Source organism: Sorangium sp. So ce1153 (assembly GCF_051521595.1).
Classification (GTDB): Bacteria; Myxococcota_A; Polyangia; order Polyangiales; family Polyangiaceae; genus Sorangium.
In genome coordinates this window covers 6624566-6641227 of sequence record NZ_CP150361.1, presented here as the reverse complement: position 1 = coordinate 6641227, position 16662 = coordinate 6624566, and the positions used below count along the sequence as shown (strand labels likewise).

12 protein-coding genes are annotated in these 16662 nt (G+C 73.0%); 8 read left to right on the top strand and 4 right to left on the bottom strand.

Annotation, left to right across the window (positions count from 1 at the left end):
- The first annotated feature begins 302 nt into the window (after nucleotides 1-302).
- The 3 genes from WME85_RS23835 (at nucleotide 303) to WME85_RS23825 (ending at nucleotide 5297) form a co-directional block, all read left to right on the top strand.
- Entirely contained in the window at nucleotides 303-602 is a 300-nt protein-coding gene (locus tag WME85_RS23835) for an FtsB family cell division protein (protein ID WP_437841218.1), read from the top strand.
- Between the two features lie 413 nt (nucleotides 603-1015).
- Nucleotides 1016-2650 carry a hypothetical protein gene (locus WME85_RS23830; RefSeq protein ID WP_437841216.1) on the top strand — a complete coding sequence of 545 codons (1635 nt, stop codon included), beginning with the start codon at nucleotides 1016-1018 and terminating at the stop codon, nucleotides 2648-2650.
- A 1099-nt stretch (nucleotides 2651-3749) separates the two neighbouring features.
- On the top strand, nucleotides 3750-5297 hold the full coding sequence (locus WME85_RS23825) for a pre-peptidase C-terminal domain-containing protein (protein ID WP_437841214.1): 1548 nt from the start codon (nucleotides 3750-3752) through the stop codon (nucleotides 5295-5297).
- Between the two features lie 216 nt (nucleotides 5298-5513).
- On the opposite strand, the gene WME85_RS23820 is transcribed toward WME85_RS23825, so the two are convergent.
- On the bottom strand, nucleotides 5514-6278 hold the full coding sequence (locus WME85_RS23820) for a hypothetical protein (protein ID WP_437841212.1): 765 nt from the start codon (nucleotides 6276-6278) through the stop codon (nucleotides 5514-5516).
- Nucleotides 6279-6675: 397 nt separating this feature from the next.
- On the opposite strand from WME85_RS23820, the gene WME85_RS23815 reads away from it, so the two are divergent.
- On the top strand, nucleotides 6676-7788 hold the full coding sequence (locus WME85_RS23815) for a DUF1566 domain-containing protein (RefSeq protein ID WP_437841210.1): 1113 nt from the start codon (nucleotides 6676-6678) through the stop codon (nucleotides 7786-7788).
- A 13-nt stretch (nucleotides 7789-7801) separates the two neighbouring features.
- Here WME85_RS23815 and WME85_RS23810 read toward each other — a convergent pair whose 3' ends face one another.
- Nucleotides 7802-8677, bottom strand: coding sequence for a class I SAM-dependent methyltransferase (locus WME85_RS23810; protein ID WP_437841209.1), 876 nt, complete (start codon nucleotides 8675-8677; stop codon nucleotides 7802-7804).
- Nucleotides 8678-8776: 99 nt separating this feature from the next.
- Nucleotides 8777-10645 (bottom strand): serine/threonine protein kinase, encoded by a 1869-nt coding sequence (locus WME85_RS23805; protein WP_437841207.1) that lies wholly within the window; start codon nucleotides 10643-10645, stop codon nucleotides 8777-8779.
- Nucleotides 10646-10907: 262 nt separating this feature from the next.
- Between WME85_RS23805 and WME85_RS23800 the strand changes: the two genes are divergently transcribed.
- Entirely contained in the window at nucleotides 10908-11726 is an 819-nt protein-coding gene (locus WME85_RS23800) for an SDR family oxidoreductase (RefSeq protein WP_437841205.1), read from the top strand.
- A gap of 228 nt (nucleotides 11727-11954) precedes the next feature.
- Here WME85_RS23800 and WME85_RS23795 read toward each other — a convergent pair whose 3' ends face one another.
- Complete coding sequence (locus tag WME85_RS23795) at nucleotides 11955-14351, bottom strand: DEAD/DEAH box helicase (protein ID WP_437841204.1); 2397 nt, start codon at nucleotides 14349-14351, stop codon at nucleotides 11955-11957.
- A 559-nt stretch (nucleotides 14352-14910) separates the two neighbouring features.
- Between WME85_RS23795 and WME85_RS23790 the strand changes: the two genes are divergently transcribed.
- Genes WME85_RS23790 through lspA form a run of 3 tightly spaced genes read left to right on the top strand, consistent with a single transcriptional unit; the run spans nucleotide 14911 to nucleotide 16507 of the window.
- Complete coding sequence (locus WME85_RS23790; protein ID WP_437841203.1) at nucleotides 14911-15264, top strand: DUF4398 domain-containing protein; 354 nt, start codon at nucleotides 14911-14913, stop codon at nucleotides 15262-15264.
- Nucleotides 15265-15288: 24 nt separating this feature from the next.
- A complete protein-coding gene (locus WME85_RS23785) occupies nucleotides 15289-15768 on the top strand; it encodes a DUF4398 domain-containing protein (protein WP_437841202.1) in 480 nt (159 codons plus the stop codon).
- A 55-nt stretch (nucleotides 15769-15823) separates the two neighbouring features.
- Nucleotides 15824-16507: a signal peptidase II gene (gene lspA, locus WME85_RS23780; protein ID WP_437841200.1), complete on the top strand. Its 684-nt coding sequence runs from the start codon at nucleotides 15824-15826 to the stop codon at nucleotides 16505-16507.
- Nucleotides 16508-16662 lie beyond the last annotated feature (155 nt).

Below are 16662 nucleotides of genomic sequence, written 5' to 3'. Positions count from 1 at the left end.
CCCTCGTGCCGGCGTGCGCGCGGCGCTGCGGACCTGCCGGACGGCGGGGCGTGCGTCATGCTAGCGAAGCTTGCGGCGCCACGCGACCTCCGACGCTCGTCCGGCCTTGCCGGCGCGCGCCAGGCGATCGTGCTCGCGGGCGCGCGGCGCGCCGGAGCGCTCATCGCGGCCACAGCCCGCGCGGCGCCGCGGGGGCGGGCCGCGCTCACGCCGTCTGCCCAGCCGCGACCCGGTGGAAGTTAACGCGGAGTTGCAGGAAGGTTGAAGGAAAGTTGACAGGATTGCCGGCAATGTGCGAGCGGATGTCTGTGCGTCGCATAGCGCAGTTCCTGGAGCGGACGCTCCCCATCGCGGTGCTGGTCGTCGCGGCCGTGGGCGCCCCGGTCATGATCTTCTCGCCTCAGGGGCTGCCGCGCCTGCGGGAGCTCGAGAGAGAGCTCGCCGACGTCGACGAGGAGAACGCCGAACTCGGGCGGCAGATCGAGGCGCTTCGCGGCAGGGTGGCGCGCCTCCGCGACGACCCGACCGCCGTGGAGCGGATCGCGCGCGACAACCTGGGTCTCGTGAGGCAGAGCGAGGTGGTGTTTCAGTTCTCCCGCTGAGGACTCGAGGCTTCCGCGTCTGTCCCAGGCCTGTTGTCGTTACAGACACCGGACAGACACCGGGGCTCCGGCGCAGGGCGCCCGGCGTGATCACGTGAGCTCGCCCGGCGCGCGCCCCAGCGCCGCCAGCCCCGGGGGCTCGCCCGCAGGGACGCCCCCGCCGAGGCACGCCGCCCGCGACGCTCGCCCGGCGCCGCGCGCTCCGCGAGGGCCATTGCGCCGGCGGCCGGGCCTCCCGTCGCCGCCGGCGAGGTGCGGTCTGCTCCCCCACGGCGCCGTGCTCTCCTTGTTACAGTTACAGAGAGACAGCGAGATCCTGCCGAGAGCGGTCCTCGCCGGGTGACCGGCGTGCGTCGTGGTTGCGTGGTCGCGCGCCGCACGCTGGCAGCGCCCTTTCTGGTATCGTGCAGCGAGTGTCGCTAGACCTGGGCCGCCTCCTCATCTCCGCCGGCGCCGTCTCGAAGGCTGAGGTCGAAGCCGCCCTCTTCGTGGCGGTGCTGCGGGGCATCTCGTTCCCTCGCGCCCTCATCGATCGCGCCGCCATCACCGAGCGCGCCCTGGAGGCGGAGCTCGAGCGCCGCGGCGGCCTCGCGCTGCGGCAGGTCGTCGGCGCCCGCGAGCTCGTCGCGCGCCTGCCGCGCGCCATGTGCCGCCGCCTCGGCGCCGTCCCGATCCGCGTCGATCCCGGCGCCGGCACCGTCGACGTCGCGGCCGCCGATCCGCTCGATCGCCACATCGCCGACGAGTTCAGCTTCCACCTCGGCGCGCCGGTGCGCATCTTCCGGGCGCCGATCACGGCGATCGAGGAGGCCATCCGCGCCCTGGAGCTCGACGAGCGGGAGCAGGTCCCGGTCCGCCGGCGCCGGGCGACGCCCGCATTTCCCCACGGCGCGCCGCAGTCGACCATCCCGCCGCCGCCGTCGCACGAGGTGCCGATCCCGCTCATCCGGCGCGCCCCGGTGCCCTCCTTCGACGAGGCGGGCCTGGTCGAGTCGCCCGGCGGCAGCGCGGGGCGCCGCGCTCCGTCGCAGAACGGCCACGCCCTGCTGGTCGACGCGCGTTCGCCGCAGGAAGAGCCGATCCTGCCGCTCCGGCACGCCAAGGCGGCGCGCGACGCGCGCGCCTCGTCCTCGATCGCCCTGCGCCCGCTGGAGGCCGAGCGCGCCGCGGGCGCGGGCTCCGCGCGCTCGGCGACCCTGAAGGCGCCGGCGGTCGAGCCGCCCGCGGTCTCGTTCCCGCCCCCTCCGCCGGTGGAGATCTCGCCGCCCTTCAAGCTGCTCGCCTCGATCATGCCCCAGAGCTCGCCTGGCCCCGGCAGCGGGCCGGAGAGCGGCGGCCGCGAGCCGGCCCCCTCGACGCGGCGCCTCGGCCGGCTGCCCCTCGACGCGCCGTCCGGGTTCGCGCCGGGGCGCCGGGGCGCTGCCGATGCCGGGCTCCCCTCGTCGCACCGCGGGGGCGAGGGCCGTCCGCCGAGCGCCGCGCCGCCGTCGAGCAGGCGCTCGGGGCGGCTCCCGGCGCTGCCCCCCGCGCCCGAGCCGGAGCTCTCCGACGCCATCGACGACGACCCGCCGCCGCAGCCCTTCGTCGATCTGAGCGACGTCATCGACGCGCTGTACCTCGCGCGCACGCGCGACGACGTCGTCCGGCTCGCGCTGCGGGGGCTGCGCCTGTTCGCGCGGCGGGTCGCGATCTTCGCCGCGCACCGGGGGGTCTTCCGCGGCTTCGCCTGCAACGCGGAGTTCGGCGACCAGGAAGCGCTGCGGAAGCTCACCCTTCCGATGGACCAGCCCAGCGTCCTCGCCACGGCGGTGGCGACGCACCTCTACGTCGGGCCGATCCCCGGCACGCCCACCCACGCGCCGCTGCTCGACGTCATGGTCAACCCGAGCCTCGACGTCGCCGCCGTCGCGGTCCAGGTCGTCGGCCGGCCCGCGATGATCCTGGTCGCCGACCGGATCATCGACTCCTCGAGCGGATCGCGCCGGATGGTCGAGCTCGCGCGCGCAGTCGGCGAGGCGTTCAGCCGGATCCTGTCCGCGCGCGGGTGAGCCGCCGCCGCTCGCGGCGCCCCGGAGCGCGGATCGCCCCACCGGCGCCGTCGCTCTTCTCCTGCGCGATGCCGTCGCAGTTCTCCTTCCCGACGTCATCGCTCGCCGCGCGCGAGGTGCCGGCGTGGCGCGCGACCGCGAACGGAGACCACCGGGGGCGCGACGCTGGCGCGGCGCGGGGTGGCAGATCGCTCGCGGACAGCATCGCGAGGGCCCGCGGCGCAGCGGCCGCGCATCCATGCCGTGCGCGTGACGGCGCAGGCGCTCGCCGCTTCGAGCACGCGGTGAAGCGCGGGGCCATCGCGGGGCAGGGCGCGCTCGTGTCCGACGCGCCGCCGGCGCCGTCGCACGCGCGCCGATCCTCGCCCGGAGGTAGATCCGAGCGCACGCAAGCGCGCCTCGAGCGCGGCGCGCGAACACACCGCGAGCCCGAGCCGCTCGCGCGCGACGTCGCCGCGACGCGCCGCGCGTCGAGCGCGCAGCGCCCTCTCTCGACGCCGTGACGGCGGGCGCGACGTCGCCGCGATCTGCCACGCGCTGCGCGCGCCCAGCACCGGGGCGCGACCAGTATCCGACCGCAGGTCATCTCTTCGGCAGCGCCTTCGCAGCGCCCCTGCGCGGGCGCATCGCGGTTGCAGCTGCTGCGCGATCGCGCTGGCGCAGGGCGCGCGCCGCGCGTCGCTCTCACGGCTGACCCGGCGCACGCGGCCACGTCCGTGCGCACCGCGCGCGCTGCGCCGCCGCGCCGCGCGTTGCGCCGCCGGCGTTGCAGGCATGCGCTCCGCGGCTTTCATTTGCGCAACGTAGGAAGGAAAATCCCGATGCTTGTCGTCGTGCAAGTGCGCGTGGCGCGAACTCAAGAGGTGTGATTTTCCAGTGTATCTACCCGGAGCGATCCGCTTGTTTCGCGTGTCACGGGAATTTTCTTCTACCAGGGTAACTCGGTACGCTCCTTTCGAAATTTTTTACAATCCGGAACCCTTTTTCTGAACGCCGGTCAGATTTGGCTATCCGACTGAGGGTCAAATCGGGTTAAGGCATTTGGGTCTCATCGAGTTCGCCTGGACAGCGTGGTTCGCCTCCCCGAAAGGAGCTTCAAATGCATCCTGCAAAGCCGCACGAGAGCAATGTGGTCACCCGTAAGTTCGCAGTGGTGGTCGCTGGTTTGACCGCCGTTGTGGCCGGTTGCTCGGCAGACGTCGGCGACGCCAGCATCGAGGCAGTCGGCACGAATCAACTGGGATTTGACCACTTCGAGCGGACGGTCTTCCGCGAGGCTGACACGGGCGTCTATATTGTTAACGGGGATACGCCGGTCGTGGATATCAAGCATCTGCGCGAGTTCTGGGAGACGCATGTGCGCGATGGTGCGCTGATCGTCAACCAGTCTGGTGGGAGCGACGTTATCTGGACGACGGAGCAGCGGCGCAATCTCACCTACTGCGTGAGCACGAGATTCGGGGACCGTTACGAGACCGTCGTGACGGCGATGGAGGAGGCCGTCCAGGCGTGGGAGGAGGTCACCGACGTCGACTTCATCCACGTGGAGTCGGCCGACTCGAGCTGCACGTCGAGCACCAGCGGCGTCCTGTTCGACGTGAACCCGGTGAACACGGGCGGCCAGTACCTGGCCCGCGCCTTCTTCCCCGGCCAGTCGAGGTCGACGCGGAACGTGCTGATCGACAGGACCGCTTTCGGCAGCACCCAGCCCACGCTCACGGGCATTCTCCGCCACGAGCTGGGGCACACCCTCGCTTTCCGGCACGAGCACACCCGTCCTGAGGCCGGCACCTGCTTCGAGGACGACAACTGGCGCGCCCTCACGGAGTACGACGGAGCCTCCGTCATGCACTATCCGCAGTGCAACGGCACCGGCGACAGGACGCTCAACCTCACGCAGAAGGACATCGATGGCGTTCAGTCACTCTACGGCACCCCCGAGGGCGGCGGCGACGGCGGCGGCGGCGGCGGCGGCGGCGGTGGCGGGGGCGGCGGCGGCGGTGGCGGTGGCGGCGAGCCGGTGACCGAGAAATTCAGCGGCCGTGTCGCGCGCGGGGCGTTCGACGTGGTCGGGCCCGCGGAGGGGTTCGAGGTCGTGCCCGGGACCACCTTCACGGTCGTCATGACCGGGACCGGAGATCCCGATCTCTTCGTGAAGTTCGGCTCTGCGCCGACGGCGAGGTCGTTCGATTGCCGGCCCTACCTCAGCGACGCCAACGAGACGTGCACGCTCGATGTGCCCGAAGGCGAGACGAGGGCCTTCATCAAGGTGCAAGGCTTCGCGGCCTCGAACTACGACATCGAGGTGAGCTACTCCGCGCCGGGAGCCCCCGCGTCCGGCGGCACCGAGACGTCGACGAGCTTCGAAGGATCCATCTCGCGGCGCGAGACGGCCGCCCACGGACCGATCGCCGTCGCCCCGGGCACGACGCTCCGGGCCGTGATGAGCGGCTCCGGCGATCCCGACCTCTACGTGCGGTTCGGCGCGCAGCCCACGTTGAGCAACTTCGACTGCCGTCCTTACCTCGACGGCGCGGACGAGACCTGCGAGCTGACGGTCCCGGAAGGGCAGTCCGAGGCCTTCCTCCTCGTGAACGCGTACTCGACCAGCTCGTACACCGTGCAGGTCAACTACACGACGCCCTGACGCGACGGACGCGCGGACCGCACCCGCGCGAAGAGAGCACGGATCGCAGGACAATCACGCCACGGCGGACACCGAGGACGGGAATCGCCCCTCCTCGGCGTCCCCGCGATCGCTCCTCCCGGACGCCGCCGATCGGCGGGTAGGCTCGACCGGAGTGCCAGGGCGCGGCGGCGCCATTCACACCCTCACCAGCTTCCAGATGGCCGTCGGGTAGGCTCAACCAGAGCGCCAGGACGCGGCAGCGCCACTCCCACCCGCCTCGCAGGCGGTCGGCGCCGTCGCCGCTTCGCCGAGCGAGAGGGAGGTGATGAACTCGTGATCCACCGACAGCGCCGCGTCGCCGAGAACCACGAACGTGTCGCGGCCGTCCTCGACGACGAGCTGATCGCTGAGGATCTCGTGGCTCTCGGCCGTCATGTCGTCGAACAGGCGGGCGCTCGGCGCGGCCTGCGCCGCCCGCCGCGCGACCCACGCCGCGACCGGCGTCACCAACGAGCTCACCGGCGCATAGATGGTGGCCTCGCCGGTCGGGATCCGGACGAAGCCCGGCGCGATCCCGGCGCGGCGGAGCAGCGCGGCGCCGTGCTGCGGATCGAGGATCATCCGCTTCACCACGCCGGCGGCGTTGCTCAGCGAGACGTCCGCGTAGACGAGGCGACCCGAGGTGTCGATCTCGGCATACTCGCGCAGGACGCCGCCGGCGGGGAGCGCGCCGGCCTCCGCGCGCGCGGACCGGGTCTCGCTCGACAGGGTCTCCGAGCCATCCGGCCGGACCCGCCGCTCGACCCGGCTCTGCGCCCCGGCGGCGCCGAAGAACGTGTAAACCTTCATCTCGGCCTTCTCGGTCGGTCCCCCGGAGAGGCAGGCGGCTGCCCCCGGAGTGGCCCGATCCCCGGCCGGATTTGTCGCGCTGTCGCCACAGCCCCCGAGCACGATGCCCGTGAGCGCGACCGCGAACAACAGTGAGGTGCGTGTGCTCATACCCACTCTTCGCCGGCGCCTCGTGTTTATTTCATGCTCGCTTCCTTTTTCGCGAAGCGGCAGGTCCGCGACGGGCGGGGCGGACGCCATCGGGGAGGACGCGCCCCGGGCAGCGCACGAAAGCGACGCGAAAAGCGCGCGCGGGCGACGCGAAAGCGCGCGCGGGACGACGTGAAGGCGCGCGCGGGACGACGTGAAGGCGCGCGCGGGACGACGTGAAGGCGCGCGCAGTGAGATGCGAGAGCGCAGCGAGAGGCGGGAGGAGGCGGGACGGCGTGGCGGGCGGTCCGCGATGGAAATCTCCGGCGCGCGCCCGCCCGCGAGGAAATCGACCCCCGCGCCTCGGTGAATGATAGGCTGCACGCGCGGATCCATCGAAGGACGCCGCTGCTTGCCCATGCCGAACGAGACCCCTCACGCCCATCGCTTCACCTGGCTGTTGGCCGCGCTGCTCGTGGAGTCCGTCGCGCTGGCCGCATGCATTGGAGATCCGTTTCAGGTCGGCGGCGGCGCCGGGGTAGGGGCCGCCGGCGGCGGCGGCAGCGAGCCGATGGGCGGCGGCGGCAGCGAACCGATGGGCGGCGGCGGCGCCGGGGTAGGGGCCGCCGGCGGGGGACCGCCGTCCGTCCCGGTGACCTGGCCGGACTCGCTGACGAAACGCTGCTCGGACGGCACGACCGTGCTGGAGGAGTGCCCGGGACCGTCGGAGCCCTTCTTCGGACAGGACGGGAACTACGAGATCGCCGTTCCCTCCTATACGGAGCGCGACGGCACCGTGAAGGACTCGGTGACCGGGCGCGTATGGGAGAAGGTGACGGAGAACGTGACATTCACCCTGGCCGGCGCGCAGGAGCACTGCGCGACGCTCGCCGCCGAGCAGCTCGGCGGCCTCGCGACATGGCGCCTCCCGACGCGGCGCGAGCTCGTCTCCATCCTGGACTTCGGCCACACCACGGCGTTTCCGGACATCTTCGCGGCGGCGCAGGACAGCTTCTACTGGTCCGCGACCGACGTCGCCGGGGACAGCACGTACTCCTGGGGCGTGCTCGCCAGCAAGGCGACGATCGGGTTCTACGAGAAGGACGGCATGGCCATCGCCCATGCGCTGTGCATCGCAGGCGAGCAGGAGACCACGCCGGCCGCTCTGTCGATCGGAGAGGACTGGGTGCTCGATGGCTCGACGGGGCTCGTCTGGCAGCGCCACGCCTCCACGACCCGGTTCATCTGGAGCGCCGCCCTCGCGCACTGCGAGGAGCTCACCTTGGCCGGCCAGAGCGACTGGCGGCTGCCGAGCGCGAAGGAGCTGCTCTCGATCGTCGATGATCTGCGGTCCGGCCCGGCGATCGACGTGGAAGCGTTCCCGGGGACACCGTCCGATCCCTTCTGGTCGTCGACGCCCGCCATCGACAGCGCGGACAACGCCATCCTCGTCAACTTCTCGAACGGCGCGTCGCAGGACCACACGGTCCGCGATCGGCGGCTCGCGCGCTGCGTTCGCTCCGACAGGTGAGCGCCGCGGCGGCTCAGCCGCCGGGCTTGACGAACTTCAGGACGAAGCGATCGCTCGTGCCTCGCTTCTCGCCGGCCACCATGGGCGAGGCGTTCCAGTCGCGCGTGTCCGTCGGGGTCCGCAGGAACGTCGCCTCGGCAGCGAGCCGGAAGCCGGCCCGCTCGATCTCCTCGCGCACGACCTTCTCCTCGATCCGGTGGAGCGTCTTCACCTCGGTCACGCCCGTCCCGTCACGCCCGCTGTGGTCGATGATCGCGAACACGCCGCCGGGCTTGAGCGCGCGGAAGATCGCGCGGTTCATCGCGGCCCGGTCCACCTCCATCCACACCGTGTCGTGGTAGAAGAGGACGAGGAACACGGCGTCGAGGTCCCGCGCCTCGGGCGGCAGCGGGTCGTCGAGCTCGCGGTCGACCCGGACCACCGCCTTCATCACGGGCTTCTTCAGCCGCTCGCTCCACGGCTTCTCGGCGAAGCGCTCGAGGACGAAGCGGTTGTTCTGCGCGTAGACGGCCCCGCCGGGGCCCACCGCCCGCGCCAGGAGCTCGGCCGTGTAGCCGCCACCGGCCTCGAGCTCCGCGACCTTCATCCCCGGCTGGATGCCGAAAAACGCGAGCGTCTCCGCCGGCTTGCGACCGGCGTCGAGCGCCCGGTCGGCCTCCGCCCGGTCGGCGGCGTCGACGACGGCGCGCAGGGTCGGCGGCACCTCGACCGAGGTGACCCGGGAGGGCGCCTGGGGGGTCGCGTCGGCCGGCGCAGACGGCGCGGCGGGGGCCGTGGCCGGCGCTGCGTCGGGCGCGGCGGCCGGAGCAGACGGCGCGGCGGGGGGCGCGGAAGCACAGCCGGTGAGCGCGGCGAGGGCGAGGGCGACGAGGGCGTTGGGGCTTCGCACGCAGCGCTGCTAGCCGAGCGGGCTGAGCGCCGCAAGCGGATCGAGGCCGGGCGCGCCCGGCGCGGCGCAGCGATCAGCGCGGGCGGCGCGGCGCGGCGATCAGCGCAGGTGGACGACGGCGGTCCCGGCGGCCGACACCGTGACGGAGAGCTGCTGGGTGCGGGCGGGGTCGACCCCCGAGGTCGCGCGCAGGTTGAAGCTGCCGCAAGGCCAGCGGTACTCGCCCGGCGCCCGCACCTCGGCGGGACCGCCCGAGACGAGCCACGCCTCGCCGGCGTCGAGACGGAGCGCCCCCTGGCAGGTCGCGCCGGGGGCTGCGTCCGGGGTGGCGCCCGCGGCGGGGGCTGCGTCCGGGGTGGCGCCCGCGGCGGGGGCTGCGTCCGGGGTGGCGCTCGCCGCGGGGGCTGCGTCGGGCGCAGCGCTCGCCGCGAGGGCTGCATCCGGGATGGCGCTCGCCGGAGGAGCCGGCCGTCGCAAGGGCACGAGCGCGGCCCGCGCCGCGGCGGCGAGCCGCGGCCGCGCCAAGGCAGAGGCGTGCTGCGCTGCCGCGGGGGGCGCCGCGCTCAGGCGACCGCGGCTGACGCGCACGCTGGCGATCGCGATCCCGGCCAGCGCGGCGCAGGCGATCGCCGCCGCGAGCAGGCGCTGCCGCGAGCCCCCGGCCGGAGGCAGGGACTGGCCCGACGCCGAGAGCGGCGGCCGGAGCTCGTCCCGCGCCCGCGGCGCCGACGAGCCGGAGGCTTTCACCGACGGGGCCGAGAACGCGTCCGGCGAGCTCTCCTCGCCCGACACCGGCGCCACGGCGTGGAAGCCGCCGCTCACCGGGGCGCTCGACGGCTCCGGGAGCGCCGCGCCCGACCCGTCGAGCGGCTCGTCCTCGCCAGCGAGCGCCTGCGAAGGCGCCCCCGGGCGCCTCGAAACGCGCAGGGTGAAGGGGCTGTCCCCGTCGGCGCGCGTCAGCTCGCCGCCCTCCAGGTCGTCGTCGTCATGGGGGGGCTCGGACGTGGTGAGGCCCGCAGCGCGCGACTCGGGCGGCTCCTTCAGCGCCGCGTTCACGAGCGCCGCGAGGTCCTCCGGCGCGCCGATCTCATGGCCAGCCTCGCGCAGCGCCTCGATGGCCTCCAGCATCGCGCCGGCGTCGGGGAAGCGGTCCTCCCGGCGGGGCGCGAGCGCGCGCGCGAGGAGCGCCTCGAGCGCGGGGCTCACCTCGGAACGCAGCTCGCTCGCCCGCAGCATCTGCCCTTCGCGCGCCGCCGCCATCCGCGTGGCGGCGCTCGTCCCGGAGAACGGCCGCTCGCTGGTGAGCATCTGGAAGAGGACCACCCCGAGCGCGAACAGGTCGGCGCGGGCGTCGACCCGCTCGCCGTCGAACTGCTCGGGCGGCATGTAGCTCGGCTTCCCGACGAGATCGCGCCTCGCCGCGTCGCCAGCCTCCCCCCGCATGGCGATCGCCACGCCGAAGTCCGCGATCTTCACCGCGCCGGCCAGCGAGATGAGCACGTTCCCCGGGCTCACGTCGCGGTGCACCATGAGCCGCCCCTCGGCGGCCGAGCGCTCGTGCGCGTAGCCCAGCCCCTTGAGGACCTCGGACGCCACGAACAGCGCGACAGGCACCGGGACGGCATCCCCGCGAGCCCACAGCCACCGGCAGAGCCGACCTAGATCCGTCCCGGACACAAGTTCGCAGACGAGATAGAAGTCGCCCGCCTCGTCGATGCCGAAGTCGAGCACCTCATCGATGTTGGGGTGCTTGAGGCGGGTCATCATGCTCGCCTCGTCGATGAACAGCTGTTTGAGGTCGTCGCTGCCCGCGTGCATCGGGACGATTCGCTTGATGGCGACCGGGATCTCCGCGCCATCCGGCCCGAGCGCGACCGCGCGAAACACCTCCCCCAGCCCGCCGCGCGCCATCCTCGGCCCGATGGCGTAACGCCCCAGAACAAACCCCCTCGATGGCGCGCTCTCCACGGTGCCCAGACTCTAAATGGCACCGAGGGGCCCGGTAAAGGGGCGACCGCGCTCGACCACCGCAGATCCCTGCGGTCGATTGCACAAATCGACTCGCGGTGCTGCTGCCTCGGCAAAACCGCTCTGTCCCGGCGGCCCGCCGCCAGATCGCGACACGTCCACAGCGAACTTCTTGCGCCGGTGCGGGGTGCGCCGACCTGCGGCGCAGGACGCGGCGGGTGTCGCTGAATCTGCGTGGGTCTGGTACAAGTCCGCTCAGGACATGATGAAAGCTGCCCCGAACGAACCGACTCCGGTTGTCTTCATCACCGGCGCCTCCGCGGGGTTTGGCGCCGCGATCGCCCGACGCTTCGCTGGCCTGGGCGCTCGCCTGATCCTCGCCGCGCGCCGTTACGAGCGCCTCGAGGCGCTCGCCGCCGAGCTCACGGGCGGGGGGGCGAGCTCGTCGGGCGCCGAGGGGGGCGCGCGGGCGGCGGCGGTCCACCTCCTGCGGCTGGACGTCCGCGATCGGGGCGCGGTGGATCGGGCGATCGCGGAGCTCCCGCCGGAGCTCGCCGAGGTGTCGGTGCTCGTGAACAACGCGGGCGGCGCGATCGGCCTCTCGCCGGCGCACACGGCGGATCCCGACGACTGGGAGCAGATGGTCGACACGAACATCAAGGGGCTGCTCCACTGCACCCGGGCGCTCCTGCCCGGCATGGTGGCGCGCGACCGGGGGCACATCATCAACATCGGCTCGGTGGCCGCCGAGACGCCGTATCCCGGGAGCAACGTCTACGGCGCGTGCAAGGCGTTCGTGGCGCAGTTCTCGCTGAACCTGCGCGCGGATCTCCTCGGCAGCCGGGTGCGCGTCACCGACATCGAGCCCGGCCTCGCCGAGACCGAGTTCTCGCTGGTGCGCTTCAAGGGCGACCGGGACAGGGCGGCCGCCGTCTACCAGGGCGTGAAGCCGCTCTCGGCCGAGGACGTGGCCGAGGCCGTGCTCTGGTGCGCGACGCTCCCGGAGCACGTCAATGTGAACCGGCTCGAGCTGATGCCCGTCATGCAGGCGTTCGCCGGCTTCGCGGTGAAGCGAAGCTAGAGCGGCGCTCACCCGCTTCGGATACGGGCCCATCTCGGCGTTTTCGGTGCTCAGCGCACGGGAGTGCGCCTGCGCGCCGAAAACGCCGATCTGGACCCGTCTCCTGTGCGGGTGAGCGCCGCTCTGCCTGCGTGACCGAGTGAGAGGGGACCCGCAAAGGACACGACGAGAGCTCAGAGATCGTTTGTCTTGGCGTCTTGGCGGGTCAATCTTCTCTCGCTCTCATGCTCACGCCTGGTGCAGCAGGAGCTGCAGGAGGCCGAGGGCGGCGCGCTTGCGGAGGCCCTCGACGGACTCCGTCGCGCCGACGCAGAGAGGACAGCCGGCCACCTCGCAGCCGCAGCCCGCGATGAGCTGGCGCGTGCGCGCGAGGAGCTCGTCGCGCTGCTCGTAGATGCGCTCGGCGAGCCCGACGCCGCCAGGCACGTTGTCGAACAGGAACAGCGTCGGATCGAAGACCCCGGCCACCTCGCCGTCGGGCGCGGCGTCCGGCGCGCGCGCCTCGCTGCCGTCCTCGAGCGTCTGGCCTATGTCGCGCGGATCGCACATGAGCGAGAGCGTCGCCACCGTCTCCAGCGCCCGCGCGATCCCGCGCAGCCCGTCGATGGCGGTCGCGCGGCCGAGGCCGAGCTCCTCGCAGAGCGGCTCGGGCACGGTGAGCCAGAAAGACGTCGTGTGCATCTGGATGTCGGGCAACCGCACGTCGCCGTAACCCGTGTTCTCGTGGGTGTAGAACTTGATCTTCTTGTACCCGACTATCTTCTCCACGACGCTCACCTCGCCGAACGAGGCGGCCGCCCGGCCGAGCGGGGACGACGCGCTCTCATCGAGGATGCTCACCTTGCGGTGGGTGAGCGCGGTCGTGAAATAATCGGGGACGACCTTCGTCACGAACGCCTTGTGGTTCTCGTAGTCGAGCCGCTCGACCTGGTACTGCTCGCCGTCGTGCTGGTAGATGGCCTGTTCGTGGAGCATCGTCGGCGCGGCGCGCCAGTCGAGCTCGGCGAGCGTCTTGCCATGGGCCTTGTCGATGATGACGAAGTTGTCCCAGCCCACCGAGCGCAGGCTCACGTGGTTCGCCGGGTAGGCGTCGGTCGCCCAGTGAAAGCGATCGTTCGACTCGTGCACGACGCCGTTGTCCTGGAGGAAGCGGAGCGCCGCGACGGTGTCGTCCGACGGCATCGCCGCGTAGGGCTCGCCCTTGAGGAAGGGCAGCTCGAACGCCGCGCACTTCAGGTGCTGCACCAGGATCTCGGTGTTGTGCGGATCGATGCGCGCCGACTCGGCCCCGCGCTCGAGCAGGTAGCTCGGGTTCCTCGCGAGGTACTGGTCGAGCGCCGCGCTCGTCGCGCACAGGACCGCGATGCTCGTCTTGCCGCGCCGGCCCGCGCGGCCGAAGCGCTGCCACGTCTCCGCGACCGAGCCGGGGTAGCCAGCGCAGATCACCGCGTCGAGCTCGCCGATGTCGATGCCGAGCTCGAGCGCGTTCGTCGCCACGACGCAGAGGATCTCGCCCTCGCGCAGCCCCCGCTCCACCCGGCGGCGCGTCTCCGGCAGGTACCCGCCGCGGTAGGCCATGATCGCGTCCTCGGCCCCGATCTCCTTGCCGACGCCCTCGCGCAGGTACTTCAGCATGATCTCCACCGAGTTGCGCGACTGGCCGAACACCAGCGTGGGCACGCGGGCGCGCGCGAGATCCGAGGCGAGGCGCACCGCGCTCTTCAGCGTGCTGGCGCGCACCCCGAGCTCGGCGTTGACCACGGGCGGGTTGTACAGGAAGAACCGCCGCGGGCCGCGCGGGGCGCCGGACTCGTCGATGAGGTCGAGCTCGTCCTCGTCGACGCCGAGCAGGCGCGCGGCGTGCGCCCGCGGGTTGCCGATGGTCGCCGTCGCGCAGAGGAACGTCGGGCTCGAGCCGTGGAAGGCGGCGACCCGGCGCAGCCGGGCGAGGACGTGGGCGACGTGCGACCCGAACACGCCGCGGTAGGTGTGGAGCTCGTCGAGCACGACGTAGCGCAGGCGCTGGAACGTCCGCGCCCAGTGCGCGTGGTGCGGCAGGATCCCCGCGTGGAGCATGTCGGGGTTGGTCATCACGATGGGGCTGCGCTCGCGCGCCGCCCGCCGCGCGTCGCCCGGCGTGTCCCCGTCGTAGACGATGGCCGGGATCGTGAGCCCCGCCTCGCGGATGAGCGCGTGCAGGCCGGCCTCCTGGTCCCGGGCGAGCGCCTTGGTCGGGTACAGGTAGATGGCGCTGCCGCCCTGGCCCGACGCCGCGCCCTCGGCCAGCGCGTCGAGCACCGGGAGGTGAAAGCAGAGGCTCTTGCCGCTCGCAGTCGGCGTCGCGACGACGACGTGCCGCCCGGCCCGGGCGGCCTCCGCGCCCCGCTGATCGCCGCGCGCCGCCGCGAAGGCCCGAGCCTGGTGGTCGTAGAGCCGGGTGATGCCGCGCCGCTCCAGCGCGCCGCGGAGCGCCGGCGAGAGCGCCTCGGGCATCGGGGAGGTGCGCGCCTCGGCGGGCGGCAGCTCGCGATCCGCCGTGAAACAAGGGCGGACATAGCCGGAGGCAAGCCACGACGAGATGACGGTCTCGACGCCGGTCTCGATCTTCCAGGGGGGCGACGGCATGACGCGGGCATACTAAACAGATGCGCCGTGTCGCTCAACCGGATCAGGCAAGGCGCGCGCGGCGGGTGGATCCGCCCGGGCCCACCGGGTCAGGCCGCGCCGATCCGCGTCAGCCCGCGCGCGGTGAGGGCGGGCTGACGCGGATCGGCGCGGTGGAGCGTGAAGGCCGGCGCGGCAGGCGCGCGTACAGCGGAGAGAGGACAGCTCCTGTCCGCGGGCGAGATGCGCTGTCCCCGCCCTCTCGCGGGGCCCTGGGCCGCTCGCGAGAGGGCGGGGAGCGGGCGAATGACCCGTTTGCGCGCAACGGATGGGAAGCGCGGATACGGCGCGTGAGGCGATGTCTCAGCGCGCGCGTCGCGGCTGCTGCACCGACGGACAGCGGGCTGCGCGCCTCGTGGGCGCGCTAGGGCGCGGCCCGATGGGCTGCTGGCCTGGTGTGCTGGTTGCCTGAGGAGCGAGCCGACCGGCGACGGAGAGCCGGAGTCGAGACCCACATCCGCTCTTTGACCCGCCAGCGCCGGGCGATCGCTCGCCGGGGGCTGGCCACGAGGTGTTGCCCATGAGAAACGCAGTGATCTTGACGCTCCTCGGCGCGTCGGCGGCGGGGTGCGCCGCGCGCGCGGCGACGTTCGACGAGCGGCTCGTCGCGTCGCAGGCGCAGATTCGAGCCGCCGAGGAGGTCGGTGTCGAGGAGATCCCGCGGGCGGATCTCCACCTCCGCCTCGCCCGGGAGCAGGTGCAGAGGGCGCAGCGGCTGTCGGCAGAGGGCGTGCCGGATCGGGCGTGGCGCATGCTCCTGCGCGCGGAGGCGGACGCGGAGCTCGCGGTCGCCGTAGCGCGCGAGGCGCGGGTCGAGGCCCTCGTGCGCGAGGCGCTCGGGGAGGTCGGATCCATCCAGCAGCGGCTCCGGTAGGGGCCCGGGAGGAGGCGCGGAATCATGCGATGCAACCAGAGGGTGATGGTCATGCTGGCCCTCGGCGGTCTCCTGGGGTGCGCGAGCGCCCCGCTGCCGCCGAAGGAGCTCATCAGCGCGAGGGAGAGCTACGAGCGCGCCCGGGCGAGCGCGGCGGCGGAGCTCGCGCCCGCGGACCTGCACGGCGCCCGCGAGGCGCTGGAGCGCGCGGAGCGCGCGTTCGCCGAGGAGCACGAGATCACCAAGGCGAGGGACCTCGCGTACCTCGCGGATCGCCGGGCGCAGCTGGCCGAGTCGCTCGGGCGCACGGCGGCCGCGGAGCGGCAGCGCGGCGCGGCGCTCCAGGCGTACGGCGAGCTGCAGCTCGCGCTGCGCAGGAAGGGGGCGCCGCCGGCAGGCCCAGCAGGACCAGACGACCCGGCCGGGCCGCCTGGTCGCCAGGGGACGACGCCGGCGCAGGTAAGCGCCCGGGAGCGCCCGCTGACGATCCTGCAGGGCCGGTGAGCGGACACTCCAGGCTGTTTGCTCCGCGCTACGGCATCGCGTAGAAGCGAGGACGATGTCCTCGGACGCACCGCAAGCGTCGCCCGCCGCGCACCTGCCCGACGAGCTCCCGCGAGGCGAGCAGGCCTCGCTCACCTTCCTGGCGGTCGTGGCGCTCGTCTCGTGCGCCGCCGACCTCGCGACGAAGGCGTGGGCGCACGCGCGGCTCGCCGGGTTCGACGCGAAGCGGTCGGGCGCGAAGGTCTTCACGGTCATCCCGGATCACCTGGATTTCATCTTCGCGCAGAACCCCGGCGGGGCCTGGAGCTTCCTGCGCAGCCTGCCGGACGGGCTGCGGCGGCCGTTCTTCCTGTTCGTCTCGGCCGCGGCGATCGTCTTCATCTTCTCGATCTACCGGCGCGTCCACCGGAACCAGACCGCGATGAAGTGGGGCCTGGCGCTGGCGCTCGGCGGCGCGATGGGCAACCTGGTCGACCGGATCCGTTACGGCTGGGTCATCGACTTCATCGACGTGTACGTGTCCCGCGGCGGCCAGGAGTTTCACTGGCCGACGTTCAACGTGGCCGACATCGCGATCGTCGCCGGGGTCATCCTGATGTCCACGGACATGATCGCCTCCGCCCGCAACGCGAGCGCGCCCGCGCCGGACGCAGGCGGCGCGCCCCCTGGCCCGGCAGGCGGCGACGCCGGCCCTCCGCTCTCGACCGAGGTGCCCCCGCCGGCCCCTCCGGCGAGCTGAGAGCCAGAAGCGGCGAGCGCGCCCGGAGCAGGCGCGCGCGAGCCAAGCGAAGGATGCGGGGGAGGGGGACGGCGCGACGTGCGAGACGTGCGCGGCGCGAAAGACGCGAAAGACGCGCGAGACCGTGCGCTCGCGGAGGGAAGCCTTTGCCGGAG

What these genes read in the sequence shown, in the direction of transcription:
- WME85_RS23815 (WP_437841210.1), top strand. Translation starts at nt 6,676, where the DNA reads ATGCCGAACGAGACCCCTCACGCCCATCGCTTCACCTGGCTGTTGGCC.
- WME85_RS23825 (WP_437841214.1), top strand. Translation starts at nt 3,750, where the DNA reads ATGCATCCTGCAAAGCCGCACGAGAGCAATGTGGTCACCCGTAAGTTC.
- WME85_RS23795 (WP_437841204.1), bottom strand. Translation starts at nt 14,351, where the DNA reads ATGCCGTCGCCCCCCTGGAAGATCGAGACCGGCGTCGAGACCGTCATC.
- WME85_RS23790 (WP_437841203.1), top strand. Translation starts at nt 14,911, where the DNA reads ATGAGAAACGCAGTGATCTTGACGCTCCTCGGCGCGTCGGCGGCGGGG.
- lspA (WP_437841200.1), top strand. Translation starts at nt 15,824, where the DNA reads ATGTCCTCGGACGCACCGCAAGCGTCGCCCGCCGCGCACCTGCCCGAC.
- WME85_RS23835 (WP_437841218.1), top strand. Translation starts at nt 303, where the DNA reads ATGTCTGTGCGTCGCATAGCGCAGTTCCTGGAGCGGACGCTCCCCATC.
- WME85_RS23800 (WP_437841205.1), top strand. Translation starts at nt 10,908, where the DNA reads ATGATGAAAGCTGCCCCGAACGAACCGACTCCGGTTGTCTTCATCACC.
- WME85_RS23820 (WP_437841212.1), bottom strand. Translation starts at nt 6,278, where the DNA reads ATGAGCACACGCACCTCACTGTTGTTCGCGGTCGCGCTCACGGGCATC.
- WME85_RS23785 (WP_437841202.1), top strand. Translation starts at nt 15,289, where the DNA reads ATGCGATGCAACCAGAGGGTGATGGTCATGCTGGCCCTCGGCGGTCTC.